The organism is Galbibacter mesophilus (genome assembly GCF_023721415.1).
GTDB classification, from domain to species: Bacteria; Bacteroidota; Bacteroidia; order Flavobacteriales; family Flavobacteriaceae; genus Galbibacter; species Galbibacter mesophilus.
Genome location: NZ_JAMQVC010000001.1, coordinates 1528541 through 1551444, shown reverse-complemented (window position 1 = coordinate 1551444; position 22904 = coordinate 1528541). Strand labels below are relative to the sequence as shown.

Genomic DNA, 22904 nt, shown 5'->3' with positions numbered 1-22904 from the left:
AACTGAATTCTAATAACTAGCTTAGGGCATATTGCTTTAAGCATAAAGCTGAAAATAAAATGGCAAAAGATATAAAATTTGACATTCAAGCACGTGACGGATTAAAACGTGGTGTAGATGCATTGGCAAATGCAGTAAAAGTAACTTTAGGTCCAAAAGGACGTAACGTAATTATCAACAAATCTTTTGGTGCGCCACAGGTAACCAAAGATGGTGTTTCTGTTGCAAAAGAAATCGAACTGGAAGATGCGCTAGAAAACATGGGAGCGCAAATGGTAAAAGAAGTAGCTTCTAAAACCAACGATCTTGCTGGTGATGGAACAACTACAGCTACCGTTCTTGCACAAGCTATCGTAAAAGAAGGTCTTAAAAACGTTACTGCGGGCGCCAACCCAATGGATCTTAAAAGAGGTATCGACAAAGCGGTAGAAGCTATTGTTGCAGACCTTAAGAAACAAGCAGAAGAAGTTGGAGATTCTTCAGATAAAATAAAGCAAGTAGCAGCTATCTCTGCTAACAACGACGACACCATCGGTGATTTAATCGCTCAAGCATTTAGCAAAGTTGGTAAAGAAGGTGTTATTACTGTTGAAGAAGCTAAAGGAACAGATACGTATGTTGATGTTGTTGAAGGAATGCAATTCGACAGAGGCTACCTTTCTCCTTACTTTGTAACAGATACCGATAAAATGGTAGCGGAGTTGGATAATCCATATATTCTTTTATTCGACAAAAAGATTTCCAACCTTCAAGAAATTCTTCCAATTTTAGAGCCAGTTGCGCAGTCTGGAAGACCTTTATTGATTGTTGCTGAAGATGTTGACGGTCAAGCATTGGCTACTTTGGTAGTTAATAAATTGAGAGGTGGATTGAAAATTGCCGCTGTAAAAGCTCCAGGATTTGGAGACAGACGTAAAGCTATGTTGGAAGACATCGCAATTCTAACTGGTGGTACTGTTATTTCTGAAGAAAGAGGATTCTCTTTAGAAAATGCTTCTTTGGATATGCTAGGTTCTGCGGAAAATGTTTCTATAGACAAAGACAACACTACAATTGTTAACGGTGCTGGAGATGCAGAAAACATTAAAGCAAGAGTTAACCAAATTAAAGCTCAGATAGACACTACAACTTCTGATTATGACAGAGAAAAACTTCAAGAGCGTTTAGCTAAACTTGCTGGAGGTGTTGCCGTGCTTTACGTTGGTGCTGCTTCTGAAGTTGAAATGAAAGAGAAGAAAGATCGTGTAGATGATGCTTTACACGCTACAAGAGCGGCAGTTGAAGAAGGAATTGTTGCTGGTGGTGGTGTTGCATTGTTAAGAGCAAAAGCTTCTTTAAGCAAGCTAAAAGCTGATAACGATGACGAAGAAACCGGTATCCAAATCGTTACCCGCGCAGTAGAGGCTCCTTTGAGAACTATCGTAGAAAACGCAGGTAAAGAAGGCTCTGTGGTTGTAGCAAAAGTATATGACGGAAAAGGAGACTTCGGATATAACGCTAAAACTGGTGAATACGTTCAGATGTTAAAAGCTGGTATCATCGATCCTACTAAAGTGACAAGAATTGCACTGGAAAATGCAGCTTCTGTTTCTGGTATGATCCTTACTACTGAATGTTCTTTAACAGATATTAAAGAAGACGCTCCTGCTATGCCTCCAATGGGCGGTGGCGGAATGCCAGGAATGATGTAATAACATCAAACCGTTATAAAACAAAAACCGCATTGAAATGTCAATGCGGTTTTTTTATGCTTTTATTTTCATCCCTTTAGTAACGTTCAATTCCTTCCCGTAACCAAGCTAAGTATTCATCAATCGCTGGTGTGTATCCAATGGGCGCTATTAAGTTTTCTTCATTTAAATTCATCAGTACATAAAAAGGTTGGGCATTGGCTTTGTAACGAAGCGTTTGAAATTCACTCCATTTCTGACCTATATACTTTAGCTTCTTACCCGTAATTTCAGAAACAACTTGTTCATCTTCCGGCAGCTTTCTTTTATCATCTACATACAAAGAAATAAGTACCACTTCATTTTTAAGTAAAGCAAGTATTTTTGGGTCGCTCCAAACCCGCTCTTCCATTTTACGGCAATTAACGCAGGCATATCCTGTAAAATCCAACAGAACCGGCTTTTTCACTTTTTTAGCATACGCCAATCCGGTTTCATAGTCTTTAAAAGCAATAATGTCAATCGGACCTAAATGGGCGCCTTCCGGAATTTGAGATGTTTCGCTTATGGCACCTACCGTGTTTTTAGTATATCCAACCCCGTAAGGTGACTCGCTATAATTTATTGGTGGTGGGAAACCGCTTATCAACTCGAGTCTGGCACCCCAAAGACCAGGAATTAAATAAATAGTGAAAGCTAAAACCAACATCCCCATGGATAATCTACCTACGGAAATATGTTGTTCCGGTCCATCATGCGGGAGCTTAATCTTCCCGAAGAGATAAAAAGCCAATGTCCCAAATATGGCAATCCAAATAGCTAGAAAGACTTCCCTTTGCAACAAATGCAACTGCAAAACCAAATCTGCATTGGATAGAAATTTAAATGCCAACGCCAATTCCAAGAATCCCAAAAATACTTTTACGGTATTAAGCCATCCCCCAGATTTTGGCATAGAATTCAACCATCCCGGGAATGCTGCAAACAATCCAAAAGGCAACGCCAATGCGGAAGAAAATCCGAGCATCCCAACAAAAGGTGCTACACCACCTTTACTTGCCGCTTCCACCAGTAACGTCCCCACAATCGGACCAGTACAGGAAAAAGAAACGATGGCCAAGGCCAAAGCCATAAAGAAAATCCCCACAAGTCCGCCTCTGCTCGCTTGTTTGTCAACTTTATTTGCCCAAGAATAGGGCAAGACAATTTCAAAAGCACCCAGAAACGATACGGCAAAAACGACGAGAATCCCAAAGAAAATTAGGTTAAACCAAACATTGGTAGAAATAGCATTTAAAGCACTTGCGCCAAACAGCCACGTTACAATAGCCCCCAAAAACACATAAATAACAATAATGAACAAACCGTACAAAAACGCGTTTTGAATTCCTTTAGCACGTGTTTTACTTTGTTTTGTGAAAAAACTTACCGTCATCGGAATCATTGGGAAAACACAAGGTGTTAACAAAGCTGCAAAACCGGACAAAAATGCAATTAGAAAAATAGTGAACAGACCTTTTTTTTCAGTTTTGGCAGCACCCACAAACGATGAATCTTTATTCCCTGCCGCTGTAACTTCCGTTTTTTCCACCAAATTGAATAATAACTCTTCTGTTTTGGGAGGCAGACAACGTTGATTATTGCACGTCATAAACGTAACGGTTGCCTTCACTTCAGAAATAGAAGATTCTTTGAGGCTTATTCTCTGCTTAAAAGTAGTCTTCTGTGTAAACGATTTAATCTTCATATTGAAAATAGAATCGTACAACATCGCTCCATTTTCTTCTTTGGTTTTTCCTACCAAGTTATAATTAGCATTTTCAGCAAAAGAAAAAATAGTTGCTTCCGGTCCGTTTTCTCCAATGTGTTGGGAGTAAAGATGCCAACCCTCATCAATAGCGGCAGTCGCTATTAAAACGTATTCCGTAGATGATTTCTTTTCTACAGAGGTTTGCCATTTAACAGGTGTAGTTTTTTGGGCGAAACCAACGCCTAACTTCACAAAAATGATACTCAAAAAAAGTAATAGTCTCTTCATTGTATAAAATTATTATCGAAAAGGATGCATAGTCATTTTCACCTTTCTATAAAGTCTTGACTTTGTTTTCCATGAACAAAATGAAGAATTAAAATGAGGTTTCACATCCTAGTTTTGGTTCTATAAAATAGAGTGAGAGAAAATTAAAATGGGTGGAAGAAATGTGCTTTTTAACACAAGATTCATCAAAAAAGCGAACATCATCTTATGAAAATTTATTTGAAGTGATGGTGAAGACAGATTTTCAGCAAAAAATTAACAAAAACTTATACGCCCATTTGCTTGAACAAAAGCTCTTCCAAAGAGAAGAACCTAATTAAAATTTTAAAAATGAAGATGTTTACTTACGTTTCAGCATTAAAAAAACATATTCGTGCGACGGCAATACTTGCTACTATTGTTGTTCAAGGGCAAAATTCTGAAGAAATCAACGAGATTTATGTCGATGAGGAAGCTATTTTGCAAGAAATGATAGCTTATGGAACCTCACTATTAACAGAAGGAGACATCCTCTTTGACACTGGAGATGCGCACAAACAACTGACCGAAAATCAACATAAAAAAATAAAATTAGACCTGGCCACGCCACACAACACTGCTTTAAACCCCAAAGAAATTTACAGAAAAACGAAAGAAGCTTCCCTCATTATTGGTCACGCATACCTTTGTGACAAGGAAAATTGTTCTGAAACTCATATCGCGATTGCATCGGGATATCTGATTGCAAATAATGGCACATTCGTTACCAATTTTCATGTTTTGAAAGGATTTAGAGATCAACGGTATTTTATGAAAGCTCTTTTTGCCAGAACTGCAGATGGAAAAATGTATCAAGTAAAAGAAGTATTATCTGCCGATGAGACTAATGATATTGCAATACTCACTTTAGAAAATCAAACTGATAACTTCACTCCCTTGGCACTTGGGGCTCCCGCTATTCCAGGAGCCACCGCGTACGTTTTGAGCAATCCTAAACAAATGCTTTATTATTTTACGAAAGGTATGGTAGCACAAAACACCCAAACCAGAACTGAAGACAACCCAAAAAACACCAAATATACCATGTGCATAACTGCAGATTACGCCAGAGGTTCTAGCGGAGGCCCTGTGGTGGACGACTTCGGTAATTTAATAGCAACAGTTTCTAACACCTACTCTATTTATGGCGACCAATCCATGCAAAGAAACCTACAGATGGTAAGAAAAAATACTGTTCCGGTTATTGTTCTTAAAAACTTGATTGAATAGAAATAAAAAGGGCACTCTTATCGGTGCCCTTTTTGTTCTCTGGCAAGGCCAGAAGCTTGCGGTTGAATTGTAGAGAAAAACCCTCGCCTACCTTCAACCTATCAATTAAGTTTAAAAATCAGGGATTCTTCTTTTGGCGGCAAACAATTAGCATTATCGCAGACCATAAATTCTACCGTACCGTTGATGATGTTTCCATGAGCTTTTGTTAACCTGATGCGCTGCTCAAAAACAGCTTTATTTTCAAAATAGGTTATATCCATTTCAAAAACCTCATCATACACTTGGTGACCTTTCCCTTCTTTAGTCTCACCTTCCATCTCCATACCATAAACAGTTTCAAAAGTAAAAGTAGTTGCTATTGGACCACCTTCTGGAACATTTTGCGAGTACAAATGCCAACCTTCTTCAATGGTAGCTGTCGCAATTAAATCGTATTCGTTTTCTGATATCCTTTCTACGGAAGTCGACCAACTTACTGGATCGTAAACCTGAGCGTTAAGATGGATACCCATCGTTAAAAACAGTATTACAAATAATTTTTTCATGGTTAAAAATTTTTAAAAGATTCATTCAACACAACGGAAAAGATGAAATTCATGAATAAATCCTTTCTTTTTATATTAAATAGAGTAAAAAAAGATAAAAATGGGTGGAAAAGAATATCAAATAAAATTTACAATTCAACAACAAAAAACAGGAACCTATCATAAGCTTGAATAAAAATTTAAAAATTTTTAACCCAAAATTTTATCATCCTTTTATCCTAACATTTAAAAACAATTATTTCTTCATTGATTACCAAAATAATTAACATTTAAAACCAAATAATTTCTTGAGTAAATATACCGTAACCCCTTTATATACTTGACAATACACAGCTTTTTTAACATGGAAGGATTCAAAAATTAATTTATATTTACGCCCCTTTTAACGTAATGATAACTTAAACTTAATTCCTCTATCGATTCCCTGTCTAGAAATAGTAAAATTACAGCAGATTCGTACAAAGATTTATTCTATAATTTCTACCCTAGACTGCTATCTTTTTGTCAACGATATGTTAGCGACACAACTATTGCTGAAGAAATAGTGGAGGAATGCATGCTGTATGTGTGGGAGCGAAGAAAAGACATGAATAAGGTAAGAGATCTTAAATCTTACCTATACACCATGGCCAAAAACAAAGCTTTGGCACATATTAAGCAGCGGGATAAAATTGTTTCCTTAGACACCCAAAAATACGACAGCATTAGCGAAGTTGATGAATTTATAATAGAAGAAGAAGTTCACTCGGTTCTAATTGAAGCCTTAGATAACTTACCAGAAAAATGCAAGAACATTTTCAAATTATCTTGTTTAGAAGGACTTAAATACAAGGATATTGCCGAAGATTTAAACATTTCTGTAAACACAGTTAAATCACAACGATCAAGGGCAATTGCGCTTCTTAAAAACCATTTGAAAGACCACCCGTCTCTTGCTATTTATGCATCGATTTTGTTAAAATTTCCATTTTTTTAATTTTTTTTCCACCCATAACCTGTTTTTAATACTCTATTAAGCAACAACTATTGTATTATCAACAGTAATGATTTTTTAAAAACCAACATGAATCAAAATCAGTTACCAAAAAATACCATTATAAAATTAATCCTTAAGTCGGTTTTGGATGAGCTTACACCGACTGAAAAGGAGACGCTAGACGCTTGGTTGTTAAACGATAAGAACCGTGATTTATACAACAGAATTATAGATAGCAAGACTCTTGAAGAAAAGAGAAGCCTTTACAAAACAATTGATAAAGACAAAGCGTACAGTAAACTTTTGCAAAAAATCGAAACCAAAAAAGCAACAAAAAGAAAAGCTGCGCTACGGTCCTTTTACAAGTATGCAGCCGTTATCGTTATAGCTCTTGCTGTTGGTGTTTCCATTTTAACTGAAACGACTTCCGAAGATAAAAACTTCAATGAACAGACGCCGACTGTTACTGAAATAGCTCCAGGAAAACCAAAAGCCACCTTAACATTGGCAAATGGCAAAAAGATTGATTTAGAAGCGCATCAAAATGAGATTATAGTTTCTTCGGAAAGTACTAAAATTGATAATAAGAACAACCATTTATCTTATACCAGCGAAGCAGATAACCAACCAAATACATCCGTAAAACACAACACACTCTACGTGCCTATTGGCGGCATTTACAGCGTACAACTTCCTGATGGCTCTATGGTTTGGCTAAATTCAAACTCTACACTTACCTATCCCGAGGCTTTTCGAGGTGACACCCGTACCGTAACACTGGAAGGAGAAGCATTTTTTGAGGTTGTAAAAAACAAAGGTCAATTTATCGTTAAAACTGAAAATCAAGATGTAACCGTTTTAGGAACCTCATTTAATGTAAGCGCTTACAAAGATGAAAATTTCTTCTCTTCGACTCTGGTGGAGGGAAAAGTGAAGCTTTCTTCCGAAGAAACAGAAGAAGTTATTTTGGCGCCTGGAGAAAGAGGATATCTTAAAAACGACAGTAGCAAAAGGGTGTATGTAAGCAAAGTAGATGTAAGAAATTACAGCTCTTGGAAAGATGGCGTTTTCTATTTTGAAAATGAAGGCCTGCCTACCATTCTAAAAAAAGTAGGAAGATGGTATGGTTTCGAAGTGAAGTTTATAGATGCTGATAAGATAGATTATAACGACATTCTTTTTACGGGGATGACAAGAAAAGATGCCTCCGTTAAAGAGCTTTTGGAAATGATGGCAAAAACATCTGACATAACATATGAAGTACAAAAAACGAACGGAAAATATGAAATATTGATTTCAAAAAAATAGTAGAAAACCGGATAGTATTTGGTCGTCCTATCCGGCTTTTATGCTGTTAATAAACTAATAATTAACAACTCTAACCTTGTAAATGTATGAAAAAAATTCTTTCGTGGGAAGCCCTGCGTTTCCTCACGCGCTATGAACATGAAATCGTTCGATTTATGAAGCGGTCATTATTTTTATTCCTCCTATTTTTTAACATTGCTGCATTTGCCTTTTCCCAAAAAGTTAATTTAAACCTTGGGAAAGTCACGTTACATGAAGCATTAAAAGAGATTAGAAAACAAACCAATGTAGAGTTCTTTTACAACAACAAAGAGCTAAATTCTGACAGAATTGTTGAGGCCAATTTTAACAATACCGATTTGGTGGATGCGGTTTCTAGCCTAATTGGAAACGGATTTAAGCTCGAGCCTCAAGGGGAAAGACTTTATCTTATTGTTCCTGTTAAAGTTCAACAGGAATTTTTAACTGTTAACGGGGTAATACAAAATAAAAGTGGTGAAAGTCTACCTGGTGCCACCATTATGGTTAAAGGAACAATGGTTGGTGTCTCTACCAATTTAGAAGGTGAATTTACCATCGACATCCCAGTAAAGCCTAATGTAACCCCTACCCTCATTGTTACTTTTTTGGGCTACAAAAGCAAAGAAATTACAGTCGAAGGAGAGACGCAACTCACCATTACTTTGGAAGAAGACATTAATTCTTTGGATGAAGTTACCGTGGTTGCTTATGGTGAAAGAACCAAAAAAGAACTCATCAATTCGGTTTCTACCGTAAAGGCAGAAGCCATAAAAGACATGCCAGCATCAAACCTAGAAAACCTAATGCAAGGACAAATGGCCGGTGTTTCTGTTACGAATCAATCTGGATCTCCAGGTGGTACCGGAACAATTGTAAACATTCGCGGACAAAACTCTTTGATGGTGAAAGGTCCGGACGGTACTCTAATAAATGATGGTTCTCCTCTTTACGTAGTTGATGGAATTCCGATTATTTCAGAAAATAACACAGATTTTAGTGTTAGTGGACTGGCAGACATAGATCCTTCCACCATAGAATCCATGGAAGTTTTAAAAGATGCTTCGGCAGCCGCCATGTACGGTTCTAGAGCAAATAATGGTGTGATTTTAATTACTACCAAAAAAGGAAAAACCGGAAAAGCAACGATTACGGCTAACATTTCAAATGGATATAGCGTGTTGCCAAAAACACCGGTACAAACTATAGGAAATGCAGAACGTCAATTCGCCATTAAGTTTGCCAAAGGAGCCACCCAGGCTTATTTCGATAGAGACACTAGAACGTACGTTGTACCCGAGTCCTATCAAGAGGTATTGGGAACAAATGGTATCTACGATTGGTTCTGGGGTAACGGAAGACGGCCTGGAGGTTATAAACCGGAATTACAGGATAGTTTGAATACCTATTACAACAACAGCGCTAACTGGTGGGATTATTTTTTCCAAACGGGAAAAACGCTTAATGTAAATCTGCAGGTTAATGGAGGTACCGAACTTTTTAAATATAACGTAGCACTCGGTCATTACAATGAAGAGGGCATCATGGTAGGAACGGCTTTTAGTCGATACAACCTTACTGCAAACATGGATCTTAAGCCAAGAAAAAACCTCACAATCAACTCCACCAACTATTTTGCATACACTAATAGAGGTTTGGGGTCAAATAGTAATAACGGAGCTGCAGCTATGATAGGGTCACCAGTATCTACTTCCTCCTTGTTCTCTTTAAACAACCCTATTGCCTTGGAACAAGCGAATGCCATTGCAGATTCTGAACAAAAAAATAATACGTATAGACTAAGGTCTGGACTTCGCGTAGGTTGGGATATAGGCGGCGGATTCAATTTCACTTCTTCGCCCTCCATAGACTTTTCCTTGGTATCCTCAAATGAATTTTTCCCTTCCTATTTAGATGACAAATACGGTTTGTCTCGATCTCAAAACAGAAATGTAATGAGTATTGTTCTCAACTGGGAAAACCTGCTTACTTACAACAGAACCTTTAACAACAATCACAATTTGGAACTTCTGGCAGGACAAGGTTACACAAGTAGAATCAACCAAGGAAGTATGGGATTGGGCTTGGGTGCTCCTAGTGACGACATCCATTACGTGCCGGACATTCCTGAATCTGCTGCTGTAATCGATCAAAATGGCGTACAAATTGTAACGCGTAATTTTCATTCCTACCACAATCAATCTACGTTGTTGAGTTACTTTGGAAGGGTTGCTTACAACTTTCAGCAGAAATATTTATTAGAAGCAACACTAAGAGCAGATGGCTCCAGCACTTTTGGTGAAGATAAAAGATGGGGTACTTTCCCTTCCGTAGCAGTTGGTTGGAACTTCTCTAACGAAGCTTTTATGGATAATTTTTGGTGGTTAAGTTCGGGAAAGCTTAGGTCTTCCTGGGGGGTTACAGGTGTACAATTTAACGATCCATATTTGGCTCACGGATCCGTATCCGATAAAAATTCACCCTATTTCTTAGGTGTACCAGGGTTGGCACCAGATCAAGTTTCCTACAATAATTTAGGTTGGGAAGAATCGCAACAATACAATATTGGATTGGATTTAGACTTTTTTAATTACCGATTTAAGTTAATCACCGATATATATTACAAGTACAATAAAGATCAAATTTACAACGCAGCGCTTCCAGGAGATGTGTACTACGAAGACGCAACATGGAGAAACACTTTTTCAACCTCCAATCAAGGTCTAGAAATAACGCTTCAAGCAGATATTTTAAGAGACTCTGAATTACGATGGAACTCTAGTTTCAACATTGCCATGAACCAGAATAGGTTTGAAGAAAGCTTTAATGGAAATGATGTTGAAGAATTCATTTTAGGGAGACCACTTTTCGGTTTCAATGTATATGTCCAAGATGGATATATAGAAAGTGAAGACGATATCCCTAGCTACTATAACGTGGATGGTTCTGTTTTAGATGAAAGCCAGCCAGACAATCTTCATCCTACTCAAATTGGAATGAAAAAAATAAAGGATATGAACGGTGACGGACGTATGAACGACCTTGACAAGGTTTACAAAGGAAGTCCGATTCCAAAAGCAACTGGAGGTTTCAACAACAATCTTACGTGGAAAAACTTCAATTTAAACTTTTTATTCACTTATACGTTATCAAAATCTATCATCAATGCAGTGCCTTACACAGCATATGCAAACGGTAGAGACCCCAATATAACCCGATTATTTTTCGACGTCGATGATGTTGATTTCTGGTCTCAAGAAGGCTTTGCAAGTGCTGGGGAAGGATACGATCCGTTTTTTCCTACCGCTAATTTAGGGTATGGCCCGCAGGCCGACCCAATGATAGACAGCAACATTGAATCTGTTAATTATTTGAGGTTAAAAAGAGTGAACCTATCCTATAACTTCCAACAAGAATGGATGGAAAAAATCGGACTGGAATCTGCAAGGATATTCTTTACTGCTGAAAACCTATTTCTCCTAACAAATTATTCCGGATTGGATCCAGAGGCAGTTTCGTTCAGAGGGGTAGACACTTTAGATAACTATCCATTGCCTCGCGTTTACACACTTGGTTGCAGTATAAACTTATAGAACTAAACACGTAAAAGCTTTTAAAAATTAAGCAAATGAATCGAATTTTAATTTATACCCTATTTTTAGTCATCACGTTCCTTTTTGGTTCTTGTGCAGATGCACTTGATATTAAGCCAGAGGATAGACAATCCATCACAAACGCTTTTGATGATGATGCCGAGCTAATGGGCTTTCTTATCTCCATTCAAGGGGAAGTACAACGCCTAATTAGTAATGACACACACCAACCCATGGGAACTGCAGCTGACATATGCGACAATATTGGGTTTAGCAACTTAAGAGATTTAGTACCGGCAACGGTTAAAAGTTCGTTATACAGCGATTGGTCTGAGTATTATGATGTTATCTACATTTGTAACCTAATTTTAGAAAACATAGATCAGGCTCAAGGTAACATTCCTCAGGATAGAATTGATTTCTATACGGGACAGGCCCATTTTTTTAAAGGTTGGATGTATTTTGAATTAGGTCGAATATGGGGAAATGCCATTATTACCACTGGAACGAATAATTTTGAAGCCTACGGAAATAGCGCAGATTATGAAGTTATTGCTGAAGCCATTAAAAGTATGGAAGCGGCCCATAATTTATTAGGCAAATACGGCGAACTAACCGATGACGATGGAAACGCCTTACTATCGAAGCAATATGGAAACAAAGGAGCTGCCGCCGGATTATTGGCGCACATGTACGCTTGGCAGGGAAGCATGGCAGAACTTTACAACTGGCCGTCAATAACGCCATCTACTTCCTATACAAAATCTGTAGAATGGTGTACGAGCCTAATTTCTGGCGATAATTCAGGTGAATATGCACTGGCTCCAAATATATCTTCTATGCTGGATCAAAACTTCAACGGTTACGAACCCATCACAAGATCTATGGCGATGGAAAGCATTCTAGAAGCTCAAAGGTTCTATCTTCCGGATAACTCCGGTGGATATATAAACCCTATTATGGAGCGTTATTTTACCTGGCCAGTAGATACCAATGCTGGTACTGCAGATATAGAGTCTGGAAGAGTTGCTTTTAAATTTGAAGCAAGCACCATACAAAACATGTATAAAGGTACTGACGAAAGAAAAGATGGATATTTCTTTAAAGTAGATTCCATGGCAGCAGCCGGACATCCTTTTGCCTTTCCTTACAAAGTTAAAGAAGGTGTTTTCCGTGTTACCAGTCAAACCACTGGCCGTACTTCAATGACCGGACTAAATTGTAATTCCATTTACATTCGTTTGGCGGGAATTTATCTTCTCCGAGCAGAGTGTTATGCCAAACTTGGTAATGATGCGGCAGCCATTCAAGATTTAAATGTAATACGCAACAGAGCTAAGGCCGCACCTTATCCTGCTCCAGATGATCAAGACTTACAATATGCCATTTTCAAAGAGAGAGAAAAAGAATTGCTAATGGAAAACGGAAGGTATTATGATGTACTTAGAAACAACTACATCGACACCGAACTTCCAGAAGCGTTTTCATTGTTAAGCGATCAAGACATTCAAGATGGGGCACTGTATTTACATATTGGACAAGCAGCCTTTACCAACAATTCCTTATTAAAACAAAACATCTATTGGAACCGAGTAGATTAAAAAACAAAAACATAAAATCAATGAAAAAAATAACAGTTTATTTATTGATACTCTTTGCGGGCGTGAGCTGCACAGAAAACAACCTTATAGATAGCGGTATAGCCGAAGGAAACCTTCCTGACAAGACTATTTATCAATATTTACAATCTGATGATTATAACTGGGCATTAACGGTAGAGATGATTAATCACGCCGGATTGACCGATATTTTCAACGGAGATGACCCAAACTATGAAGAAATCATGTTCATGGGACTTACCTCCCACTCCATTAGAAGATGGTTATACGACCAGAATTTAGAAACCATTGCAGACACTGATCCTGCTATTTGTAGGCAAATTTTACTGAACCATGTTTTTACGGATGTGTACTTACGTGACGAAACCCCTACCCGTCAAGACGATGGTGTTTTTATCACATCAATTGGTGGCGCAGAAATTCAACTTTTTTCTGAAGAAAACATAGATCCCGTTTATGGTGTTGGTCCGGTTTTTCTAAAATTCAATTCCGCCGATGGTATTAAAGTAAGGGATGCCCAAATAGCTTCAGCAGATATCCAGCCTTCCAATGGCGTGGTGCACTCCATGCACTATGATTACCTAATCGACAAACTATAATTACTACTTCTATGAAAAAAACAATCCTATATATTTTGGCTACTGTCTTTTTATTCTCCGCCGGGGGATGCAGCAAAGAGGTCGGTTTTTTAGATATTGAAAACGCAGAATACCTTCCAAACACCATGACGATTCGTTTAGAGCTAGACCCCCGCTTAGACGCTCTTCGAATTGAAAACCAATCGCCTTGGGTTTCCCAAAAAATAAGTGGTGTTTTGGGTACGCAACCGCTTACTTTTTCAGTGGAGAGCGTTCGTTCCGAAGATGTAAATGAAGCAGGAGTAGCATATTTTGCCAGTAAAGTTTCCACGCAAGGACTCGGACAAATTATTTATCCAATAAACACCGAAACTCCCCCAGGAAATTACATCCTTAGTATTGGTATTCAAAATGCCGGTGACTATTTCGGTGTGGTAGAAGATGCTATAACCATAACCGTTGAATAAAAATATTTCATATAAAACTCAAGAATAAAATGAAAAACAAAACAACATATACATTTTTAATCATTGCTTGCCTCGCTTTTAATGGTCTCTTTGCGCAAGGTGTGAATTTTTTCGAAGGAAAATACAAAGACGCTCTAGCGGAAGCTGCCAAAAGAAACGTTCCACTTTTTATCGACTTTTATGCAGACTGGTGCGCGCCGTGTAAAATGATGGACAAAAAAGTGTACACCGATTCAGAACTGGGAGCATATTTTAATGAAAACTTTGTTTCTGTAAAAGTAGATGTTGAAGAAGAACTTAATGCAGATTTAGTTAAGGAACACCAAATACGTTCCATGCCAACATTGCTATTTGTAGACGCCAACGAAAAAGTGCTTTCCAAGGTGAGCGGTTCTTTAGATATTGAAAACCTCACTGAAATGGCTAAAACCGTTACAGGTGATGAAAAAAGTTTTGAAGACATCTATGACGCCTACAAAGACAACAAAGATGATTTAGCAGTAATGTCTGAACTTCTAAACAAAGCTCCAGCATTTGTGTCGCTTCAGGAAGGAATGGATAAGAAAAAATGGATTACAAGGGTAGAAAGAATTTTCAACGACTACATCGATGTTAAAATTGCCAAAGGCGATGACGCTCTTGTAAACAAAGAGGATTACATCATTATTAAGAAGTTTCACAACCCTAAAGACCAAGATGATAAGATTATGGAATACATAGTTGACCATCTTGACGGTTACATTGAAAAAGTTGGAGAACCTGTTGCTTTTTACGTAATTCAATACAACAATGATATTGCTAACAACCTTGCCAAAAAAGGAGATAAGGAATACATGCAGCATTTGGAAAGAATTAAGGGCGACATGAAACCCGCTTACAACGTTCTTGATGGTGATAATGAAAAACAATATCAATTAGCAAAAACCAACTCGGATGCCTTGTATGCATTATTCAAAGAGAACGACACGGATAAATACATTACTCTAAAAAATGAGTATTTCGAGCTTCAAGGTGACAAAGTTTCCCCAATGGGTCTAGCCCGCGCAGCTCAAATAATCTATAGCAAACCTGGAAATAAAGTTACCAAAGAACAGAATGAAGCTGCCAAAGAATGGATTATAGAATCCCTTCAGGCAAAAAACATCCCTACGATGGAACGTGTAAACATCATGGCCCTTCTTGGAGATGTGTACAAAAGCCTCGGTGATTTAACATCCGCACAAAAAACCTATAACCAAGCCTATATTGAAAGCGCAAAAATCGATCGCGTAAGGATGCAGAAATACATACAGATGCTCCTTAAAAGAAAGATTGAATTACTTAAACTTGAATAAATTTTTGTGATATTTGATTAGCCAACTGAAGAGTCATCTCCTAACGGAGGTGGCTTTTTTTTTGGAATTAATTTCATATTCCTAACAATACTTCCTTTTCTCGTGAGCATTTTTCATCACCAATTAAAAATGCTTAAAATTGTATAATTTTAATGAAAACTATTTATCGTAATGAAACAGCTTTTGCTACTTTTCCTTATAACCTCAACCTTTAGTGTTCATGCACAAAAAACCGATTCGCCAAATATTCTGTTTATTGCGGTAGACGATTTAAGACCAGAATTAGGGTGTTACGGAAAGGAATATGTCCATTCCCCGAACCTAGACAAACTGGCCAATAACGGTACCTTATTTGAAAATCATTTTGTAACGGTTCCTACCTGTGGTGCCTCAAGATATAATTTATTAACGGGACTGTTGCCAAAAAAGCCTGTTGACCTTACCAATCAAGCGGCGGCAAAACAAATAGCTAGAGATGCGCCAGAAAATCGTCCAACAACTTTTTTACAGGATTTAAAGGAGAATGGCTATTATACGGTAGGTATCGGAAAAATCTCCCATTATCCAGATGGATATGTTTATGGCTATCGCCAGCCTAAAAGCGATTTAATAGAGCTTCCGGGGAGCTGGGATGAAATGCTTTTAAACCACGGAAAGTGGGGAACCGGGCACAATGCATTTTTTGGCTATGCCGATGGAACCAATAGAAATGATAAAGAAAATCTGGTAAAACCTTACGAAGCTGCTGATGTAGAAGACACGGGCTATCCCGATGGACTTACAGCAGAATTAGCGATTGAAAAACTTGATGAGTTAAAGAAGAAAAAGAAGCCATTCTTTTTGGGAGTTGGTTTTTTTAAACCGCATTTGCCTTTTACGGCTCCCAAAAAATATTGGGACTTGTACGAGGAAGAGGAAATTCCGCTCGCACCATTCCCCGAAATTCCTGAAAACACTTCAGAAGCAAGTTTGCATGGCAGTAACGAATTTAACAGATATAAGCTTGGGGAAGAAAAAGCAAGTTTAAAGAAGCCCTTAAGCAACGATTACGCAAAAAAGATTAAGCACGGTTATCTGGCGTCTGTTAGTTATGTAGATGCCCAAATCGGAAAAGTGCTGGACAAATTGGAAGAAAGTGGACTGGCAGAAAATACTATTGTGGTTATTTGGGGCGACCACGGTTGGCATTTGGGCGATCAACTAGTTTGGGGAAAACACACTATTTTTGACAATGCCTTGCAAAGCGTGCTCATTATTAAACACCCAAAACTAAAAGCGGATAACGTTGAACAAGTGGTTAGCACCACCGATATCTACCCTACAATTTTAGAAATGACTGGGAGCAAAACAAAACAAAAAATAGACGGTATGAGCATGGTGTCTTTGATGGAAAATCCGAAACTCGACACTTGGAGAAATTCGGCGTATAGTTATTTCAATAATGGAATTTCAGTAAGAGTACCCAATTACAGACTCACTAAATATTTCCGGGAAGAAACGCCAACCTTGGAACTCTATAACGAAATAACAGACCCAAACGAAACAAAAAACATCGCTCAAGACAAACCTAAAGTTATTGAAGATTTATTAACCATTTGGGAAAAAGGAAACACAGGCTTGTACGATAAACCATGATTACAGTGAAAATATGAGTAACAATCTGTATTTTTACTAAAAAAGAGCATGTCTAATAAAGGTTTAATTATTGAAGAACGCTCCCGGGATATTGGTGATTTTTTGGTAGGAAGACTTCTTCCCTTCCGTAAGAAGCGAATGGTGGGTCCGTTTATTTTTATAGACCACATGGGGCCAGCCACCATCAAACCTGGCAATTTTGTGGATATCGGTCAGCATCCGCACATTGGCCTTTCAACCCTTACTTATTTGTTTGAAGGCGAACTACAGCATAAAGATAGTATTGGCAGCAATCAAATTATTAAAGCTGGTGCCGTAAACTGGATGACCGCAGGGAAAGGTGTCACACATACCGAACGCACTCCTGAAAAATTACGTAATGGAACCACGACAACGATGCACGGATTTCAAATTTGGGTAGCGCTGCCAAAGGAACTAGAAACCATGGAACCCGAATTTCATCATATTGAGAGAGATGCTCTTCCCAAATGGGAAGAAAATGGGGCGCACTACACACTTATTGCTGGCGAAGGCTTTGGAAAAAAAGCACCAACGCCTGTTCATTCAGAATTATTCATGATTGAAATAAAGACTTCTGAAGCAACAAAATTGAACATCGTTGACCAAGTAAAAGGAGAAATTGGCATCTGTGTGGTAAAAGGAAGTATTTCAGCGTGTGATGAAGTTATAAATTCTGGAAACATGGTGGTATCTAAAACGGAAGATGCCTGTAAAGTTGAAGTAGCTGAAAACACACACTTACTTTTATTTGGCGGTGAACCTTTTGAAGAAGAAAGACACATTTTTTGGAATTTCGTAGCTTCCGATAAAAGCAAAATAGAGGAAGCGAAAACACGTTGGAAAAATAAGGAATTTCCAAAAGTTCCAGAAGACAATTCTTACATAGAAATGCCGAGTTAAGCCATAAAAAAAGTCCGATGAAAATTCATCGGACTTCTTGCAATATTATTTATAAAAGACTATTCGTCCCCTATTTTTTCAATCGTTTCATCTATTTCTTCATTAACCTCTTCATCTACCTCTTTACCGGCTCTTTCAAGAACACCTTCTGCTTGCTCTTCCGCCGCAGGCTCTTCTTTAATAATTACTTCCTTTTCTTTTTCTGTCTCTTTACACGATACAAAAGCTCCTGTAAACACAAACAGCATTGCTGCACTTAAAATTATTCTTTTCATCTTTGATTATTTTTTAGTTATAATCTAATGTAACAATTATTTTTTTAAACTGCTGAAAAATGTTAAAATGATGCAAATGTTATCCTTTCCTAATTCAGCTTTTAACCACCTTCCTTTACCAAAACTGAACTTTGTTTTACCTTTGTCAAAATTTGATAAATGACATTTCAAGAACTCAAAGCAGAAGTAAAAAATATCGTTGCGGAAAACAGTGTTTCTGTAGACGACCGTCTCACAAAAATTTGCGAACTCCTTCAAGAAAATATATCGTATTACGATTGGGTGGGGTTTTATTTTAAAAACGGAAATCAGGAGGAACTTAAACTACGTTCCTTTGCTGGCGAACCTACCGACCATACTATTATTCCTTTTGGAAAAGGTATTTGTGGCCAAGTGGCGGTTTCCAATAAAAATTTTGTTGTTCCCGATGTAAAAGCGCAAGACAACTACATTGCCTGTAGCATTTTTGTGAAAGCAGAAATAGTTATTCCGCTCTTTGTAAATGGTGAAAATATCGGACAAATAGATATTGATTCGCACACTGCAGATCCTTTTACAAAAGAAGACGAAGATTTCTTGGAATTTGTGAATGCTGAAGTGGCAAAAATCCTTAATTAGTTTTATAAAACACATTAATTGTTCTGAACAAACAATTTTCTTTTCTACAACCTTAGTTTTTAACGCAAATAAATTACTTTTGCAAACCTAAACAACACAGTAATAATGAGTGATCTAAAACAGGCCAAATCGGCATTAATTTCTGTTTTTAGCAAAGACGGATTAGAACCAATCGTAAAAAAACTTGATGAACTTGGGGTTACCATCTACTCTACCGGTGGTACCGAGAAATTTATAAAAGATCTTGGTATTGAGGTTATTCCCGTGGAAGACGTAACTAGCTACCCTTCTATTTTAGGCGGACGTGTAAAAACCTTGCATCCAAAAGTTTTTGGCGGTATTCTTAACCGACAGGATCACGAAGGAGATGTTGAAGAATTAAAACAATACGAAATCCCACAATTAGATATTGTGATTGTTGATTTATATCCTTTTGAAAAAACCGTTGCAAGCGGAGCTTCAGAACAGGATATTATAGAAAAAATAGACATTGGTGGCATCTCTTTAATTAGAGCGGCGGCCAAAAATTTCAAGGATGTTATCTGTGTTTCTTCCATGGAAGATTACGCCGAGTTTTTGGAAATAATTACAGCGCAAAATGGAGAAACATCTTTAAAAAACAGAAAACGTTTTGCTGCTAAAGCTTTCAACGTTTCTTCGCATTACGATAGCGCTATTTTTAATTATTTCAACAGAACAGAAGAAATAGAAGCTTTCAAGGTAAGTGAGCAAAAAGGTCAAACTTTACGATATGGTGAAAATCCACATCAAAAAGGATATTTCTACGGAAATATGGACGAAATGTTTGATAAGCTACACGGAAAAGAATTGTCCTACAACAACTTATTGGACGTAGATGCGGCCGTTAACTTGATGGGTGAATTCAAAAATGATGATCCTACATTTGCCATTCTAAAACACAACAACGCTTGTGGAGTAGCTACAAGACCTACCATTAAAGAAGCATATTTAGATGCTTTGGCAGGAGATCCAGTTTCTGCATTTGGAGGAATTTTAATAGCAAATACCGAAATTGATGCGGAAACGGCTAATGAAATTCATTCATTGTTCTGCGAGGTGGTTATCGCTCCATCTTATTCCGAAGAAGCATTGGAAGTATTAAAAGGTAAAAAGAATAGAATTATTCTTGTTCAGAAAGATATTGAATTGCCAATTACTTCTGTTCGCACCTGTTTAAACGGTGTTTTGGTACAGGATAAGGATTTAAAAACAGATGTTTTGGAAGACCTTTCTTACGAAACCAACAATAAACCCACAGAAAACGAGTTAAAAGACCTATTGTTTGCCTCTAAAATATGCAAGCACACCAAGTCCAACACCATTGTTTTTGCAAAGAATCAACAACTTTGCGCTAGTGGTACAGGACAAACAAGTAGAGTCGATGCTTTAAGACAAGCTATTGAGAAAGCAAAATCATTTAGCTTCGACCTTCATGGAGCCGCTATGGCCAGTGATGCTTTCTTCCCTTTCCCGGATTGCGTGGAGATTGCAGATAAAGCAGGAATAACGGCTGTTATACAGCCAGGAGGCTCTATTAAAGATCAATTAAGTATTGATTATTGTAATGAAAATAATGTTGCAATGGTGTTTACAGGAACACGCCATTTTAAACATTAATTTCTTACATTTGAAAGAATTAAATTGTAAAGACAAGACTGTTTAGACAAACATGCCATCCTGAGCTTGTTGAAGGGGAATTTGCTAATTATGCTTCGACAAGCTCAGCATGACAATCACGATGTTGTTTTTTAGTCATCGTCTATTTAGAATTCCGAAAACAAAACCTTCGGAAATTAACCTCCCAATTTTGGGAATAACCAGATTAACATCAGAATAGTTCATGGGATTTTTTGATTTCCTAACCGAAGAAATTGCTATAGACCTTGGGACAGCCAATACGCTGATTATCCACAACGACAAGGTTGTCGTGGACAGCCCGTCTATAGTTGCCAGAGACAGAATGACTGGCAAAATTATTGCCGTTGGCAAAGAGGCCAGCATGATGCAAGGTAAAACCCATGAAAATATAAAAACAATACGTCCATTAAAAGATGGTGTAATTGCCGACTTTGACGCTTCGGAGAAGATGATCAACATGTTCATCAAAGGAATTCCCGCGTTAAAGAAACGCTTTTTTCAGCCTACCTTAAAAATGGTTATCTGTATCCCTTCCGGAATTACCGAAGTGGAAATGCGAGCGGTTAAAGAATCTGCCGAACGCGTTAATGGTAAGGAAGTTTATCTTATCCATGAACCTATGGCTGCGGCTATTGGTATTGGGTTGGATATTATGCAGCCAAAAGGAAACATGATCGTGGATATAGGTGGAGGAACTACTGAAATCGCTGTAATCGCTTTGGGTGGAATTGTTTGTGATAAATCGGTTAAAATTGCGGGAGATGTCTTTACAAATGACATCATTTATTACATGCGTACCCAACACAACCTTTATGTTGGAGAGACCACTGCGGAAAACATTAAAATAGCAATCGGTGCCGCTACGGAAGATTTAGAAATTCCGCCGGAAGAGATGAGCGTTCAAGGGCGTGATCTTTTAACGGGAAAACCTAAACAAGTACAGATTTCGTATCGGGAAATTGCCAAAGCACTGGATAAATCGATTCTTAGAATTGAAGATGCGGTTATGGAAACCTTATCGCAAACACCTCCAGAATTGGCTGCCGACATTTACAATACCGGAATTTACTTGGCCGGTGGTGGATCTATGCTTCGAGGGCTGGACAAACGTATTTCGCAAAAAACCGATTTACCAGTTTACATTGCAGAAGACCCTTTAAGAGCTGTTGTAAGAGGAACCGGAATCGCTTTAAAAAACCTTGAGAAGTACAAACCAATCTTGATAAAATAGCACTAGTGAATGCAACAAATAGTCAATTTTTTAATAAGGAATAAAACCTTTATTGTATTTCTATTACTTTTTGTTTTTTCGCTATTCTTAACGGTTCAATCCCATTCATATCAAAAAATAAAATTTTTAAACTCCGCCAATTGGGTTAGTGGAACTATTTATAACAAGACCAATCAAATTTCAGATTATTTTCATTTAGAGGAATACAACGAGCAGTTGGTTGAAGAAAATATGAAACTTCGGAAACTGCTTATTAATAAAAATATCGAGGTTAACGATTCTACCCTTTACGCAGACTCCCTTTACACGGATTATAGGCTTTACAGCGCCAATATCATCAAAAATAGCTACAGCAAAAAAAGGAACTATTTGTTACTGAATAAAGGTGAAAAGGACAGCATTAAACAAGATATGGGTGTTATTACCTCAAAAGGAATTGTCGGGATTATAGAAAACACTTCTGAAGGATTCTCCAATGTTCAATCGGTTTTGAATTCTCTTTCAGAAATAAATGCTGCCGTGGCTAACACCGGGAATTTTGGTTCATTAAAGTGGGATGGTAAAGACTTTAAAACCGTACAATTAGTGGATATTTTAAGAGCCGCCAATGTTCAAAAAGGAGATACTATTGTTACTGGAGGAATGTCCAGCATATTTCCAAAAGGGATTCCTATTGGAAAGATAAAGGAGTTTTCCTTAGACGCTTCTAAAAATTATTACTTGATAGATGTGGAATTGTTCAATGATATGACTACTCTGGATCATGTTTATATTATTGAAAACCTAAATAGACAAGAAATTTTGAACCTACAAAATAGTATTAATGAATAGGTCTGCTTTTCTAAATACCGTCCGCTTTGTTGTTTTGGTACTATTTCAGGTAGTTATTTTTAATCATATTAACTTTTTAGGTTATATAAATCCGTATGTATATATATTATTCATTGTCTTTTTCCCATTTGATAAAGACAATAGAATTCCGTTTATATTTTTCTCCTTTCTATTAGGACTTTGTATCGATATTTTTAGTGATAGTGGTGGTGTCCACGCAGCCGCATCCGTGGCTACCGCTTATGCCCGCCCACTTTTGATGCGCTCCGTTTTTGGGGTCAGTTATGATTATCATCATATTAAAATTGAAAAAACGCTGTTCGGACAACGAATTAAC

At 37.6% G+C, this 22904-nt stretch carries 19 protein-coding genes; 15 read left to right on the top strand and 4 right to left on the bottom strand.

Features of this window, described 5'->3' with window-relative positions:
* Window positions 1–59 precede the first annotated feature (59 nt).
* Window positions 60–1691, top strand: a complete 1632-nt coding sequence (gene groL / locus NDQ75_RS06725; RefSeq protein ID WP_202028610.1) for a chaperonin GroEL — start codon at window positions 60–62, stop codon at window positions 1689–1691.
* Between the two features lie 76 nt (window positions 1692–1767).
* Here groL and NDQ75_RS06720 read toward each other — a convergent pair whose 3' ends face one another.
* Window positions 1768–3708, bottom strand: coding sequence for a protein-disulfide reductase DsbD family protein (locus tag NDQ75_RS06720; protein ID WP_202028609.1), 1941 nt, complete (start codon window positions 3706–3708; stop codon window positions 1768–1770).
* A 330-nt stretch (window positions 3709–4038) separates the two neighbouring features.
* Here NDQ75_RS06720 and NDQ75_RS06715 point away from each other — a divergent pair, with 330 nt between their 5' ends.
* Window positions 4039–4956 carry a S1 family peptidase gene (locus NDQ75_RS06715; protein WP_202028608.1) on the top strand — a complete coding sequence of 306 codons (918 nt, stop codon included), beginning with the start codon at window positions 4039–4041 and terminating at the stop codon, window positions 4954–4956.
* A gap of 101 nt (window positions 4957–5057) precedes the next feature.
* Here NDQ75_RS06715 and NDQ75_RS06710 read toward each other — a convergent pair whose 3' ends face one another.
* Window positions 5058–5504, bottom strand: coding sequence for a protein-disulfide reductase DsbD domain-containing protein (locus tag NDQ75_RS06710; protein ID WP_202028607.1), 447 nt, complete (start codon window positions 5502–5504; stop codon window positions 5058–5060).
* Window positions 5505–5919: 415 nt separating this feature from the next.
* Between NDQ75_RS06710 and NDQ75_RS06705 the strand changes: the two genes are divergently transcribed.
* From NDQ75_RS06705 to NDQ75_RS06665, 9 genes are all read left to right on the top strand, one after another.
* Window positions 5920–6480, top strand: a complete 561-nt coding sequence (locus NDQ75_RS06705) for an RNA polymerase sigma-70 factor (protein ID WP_202028714.1) — start codon at window positions 5920–5922, stop codon at window positions 6478–6480.
* 87 nt (window positions 6481–6567) lie between these two features.
* The gene (locus NDQ75_RS06700; RefSeq protein WP_202028606.1) at window positions 6568–7788 is read left to right on the top strand and encodes a FecR family protein; all 1221 of its coding nucleotides are present in this window, start codon (window positions 6568–6570) and stop codon (window positions 7786–7788) included.
* Window positions 7789–7874: 86 nt separating this feature from the next.
* Window positions 7875–11399 carry a SusC/RagA family TonB-linked outer membrane protein gene (locus NDQ75_RS06695; protein ID WP_202028605.1) on the top strand — a complete coding sequence of 1175 codons (3525 nt, stop codon included), beginning with the start codon at window positions 7875–7877 and terminating at the stop codon, window positions 11397–11399.
* A gap of 35 nt (window positions 11400–11434) precedes the next feature.
* On the top strand, window positions 11435–13000 hold the full coding sequence (locus NDQ75_RS06690) for a RagB/SusD family nutrient uptake outer membrane protein (RefSeq protein ID WP_202028604.1): 1566 nt from the start codon (window positions 11435–11437) through the stop codon (window positions 12998–13000).
* Between the two features lie 20 nt (window positions 13001–13020).
* Window positions 13021–13617, top strand: coding sequence for a fasciclin domain-containing protein (locus tag NDQ75_RS06685; protein ID WP_202028603.1), 597 nt, complete (start codon window positions 13021–13023; stop codon window positions 13615–13617).
* Between the two features lie 11 nt (window positions 13618–13628).
* A complete protein-coding gene (locus NDQ75_RS06680) occupies window positions 13629–14063 on the top strand; it encodes a hypothetical protein (protein ID WP_202028602.1) in 435 nt (144 codons plus the stop codon).
* Between the two features lie 29 nt (window positions 14064–14092).
* Window positions 14093–15397 (top strand): thioredoxin family protein, encoded by a 1305-nt coding sequence (locus tag NDQ75_RS06675; protein WP_202028601.1) that lies wholly within the window; start codon window positions 14093–14095, stop codon window positions 15395–15397.
* Window positions 15398–15568: 171 nt separating this feature from the next.
* Entirely contained in the window at window positions 15569–17032 is a 1464-nt protein-coding gene (locus NDQ75_RS06670; RefSeq protein WP_202028600.1) for a sulfatase, read from the top strand.
* A gap of 48 nt (window positions 17033–17080) precedes the next feature.
* On the top strand, window positions 17081–17953 hold the full coding sequence (locus NDQ75_RS06665; protein ID WP_202028599.1) for a pirin family protein: 873 nt from the start codon (window positions 17081–17083) through the stop codon (window positions 17951–17953).
* Between the two features lie 59 nt (window positions 17954–18012).
* On the opposite strand, the gene NDQ75_RS06660 is transcribed toward NDQ75_RS06665, so the two are convergent.
* Window positions 18013–18228 (bottom strand): hypothetical protein, encoded by a 216-nt coding sequence (locus tag NDQ75_RS06660; RefSeq protein WP_202028598.1) that lies wholly within the window; start codon window positions 18226–18228, stop codon window positions 18013–18015.
* Window positions 18229–18387: 159 nt separating this feature from the next.
* On the opposite strand from NDQ75_RS06660, the gene NDQ75_RS06655 reads away from it, so the two are divergent.
* The 4 genes from NDQ75_RS06655 (at window position 18388) to mreC (ending at window position 22567) form a co-directional block, all read left to right on the top strand.
* The gene (locus NDQ75_RS06655; RefSeq protein WP_202028597.1) at window positions 18388–18846 is read left to right on the top strand and encodes a GAF domain-containing protein; all 459 of its coding nucleotides are present in this window, start codon (window positions 18388–18390) and stop codon (window positions 18844–18846) included.
* Window positions 18847–18951: 105 nt separating this feature from the next.
* Window positions 18952–20484, top strand: a complete 1533-nt coding sequence (gene purH, locus NDQ75_RS06650; RefSeq protein WP_202028596.1) for a bifunctional phosphoribosylaminoimidazolecarboxamide formyltransferase/IMP cyclohydrolase — start codon at window positions 18952–18954, stop codon at window positions 20482–20484.
* 223 nt (window positions 20485–20707) lie between these two features.
* On the top strand, window positions 20708–21736 hold the full coding sequence (locus tag NDQ75_RS06645; RefSeq protein ID WP_008612051.1) for a rod shape-determining protein: 1029 nt from the start codon (window positions 20708–20710) through the stop codon (window positions 21734–21736).
* Between the two features lie 9 nt (window positions 21737–21745).
* On the top strand, window positions 21746–22567 hold the full coding sequence (gene mreC / locus NDQ75_RS06640; RefSeq protein WP_202028595.1) for a rod shape-determining protein MreC: 822 nt from the start codon (window positions 21746–21748) through the stop codon (window positions 22565–22567).
* A 172-nt stretch (window positions 22568–22739) separates the two neighbouring features.
* Here the strand turns inward: mreC and NDQ75_RS15980 are convergent, their stop codons facing one another.
* Window positions 22740–22865, bottom strand: coding sequence for a hypothetical protein (locus NDQ75_RS15980; RefSeq protein WP_317191285.1), 126 nt, complete (start codon window positions 22863–22865; stop codon window positions 22740–22742).
* Between the last annotated feature and the right edge of the window lie 39 nt (window positions 22866–22904).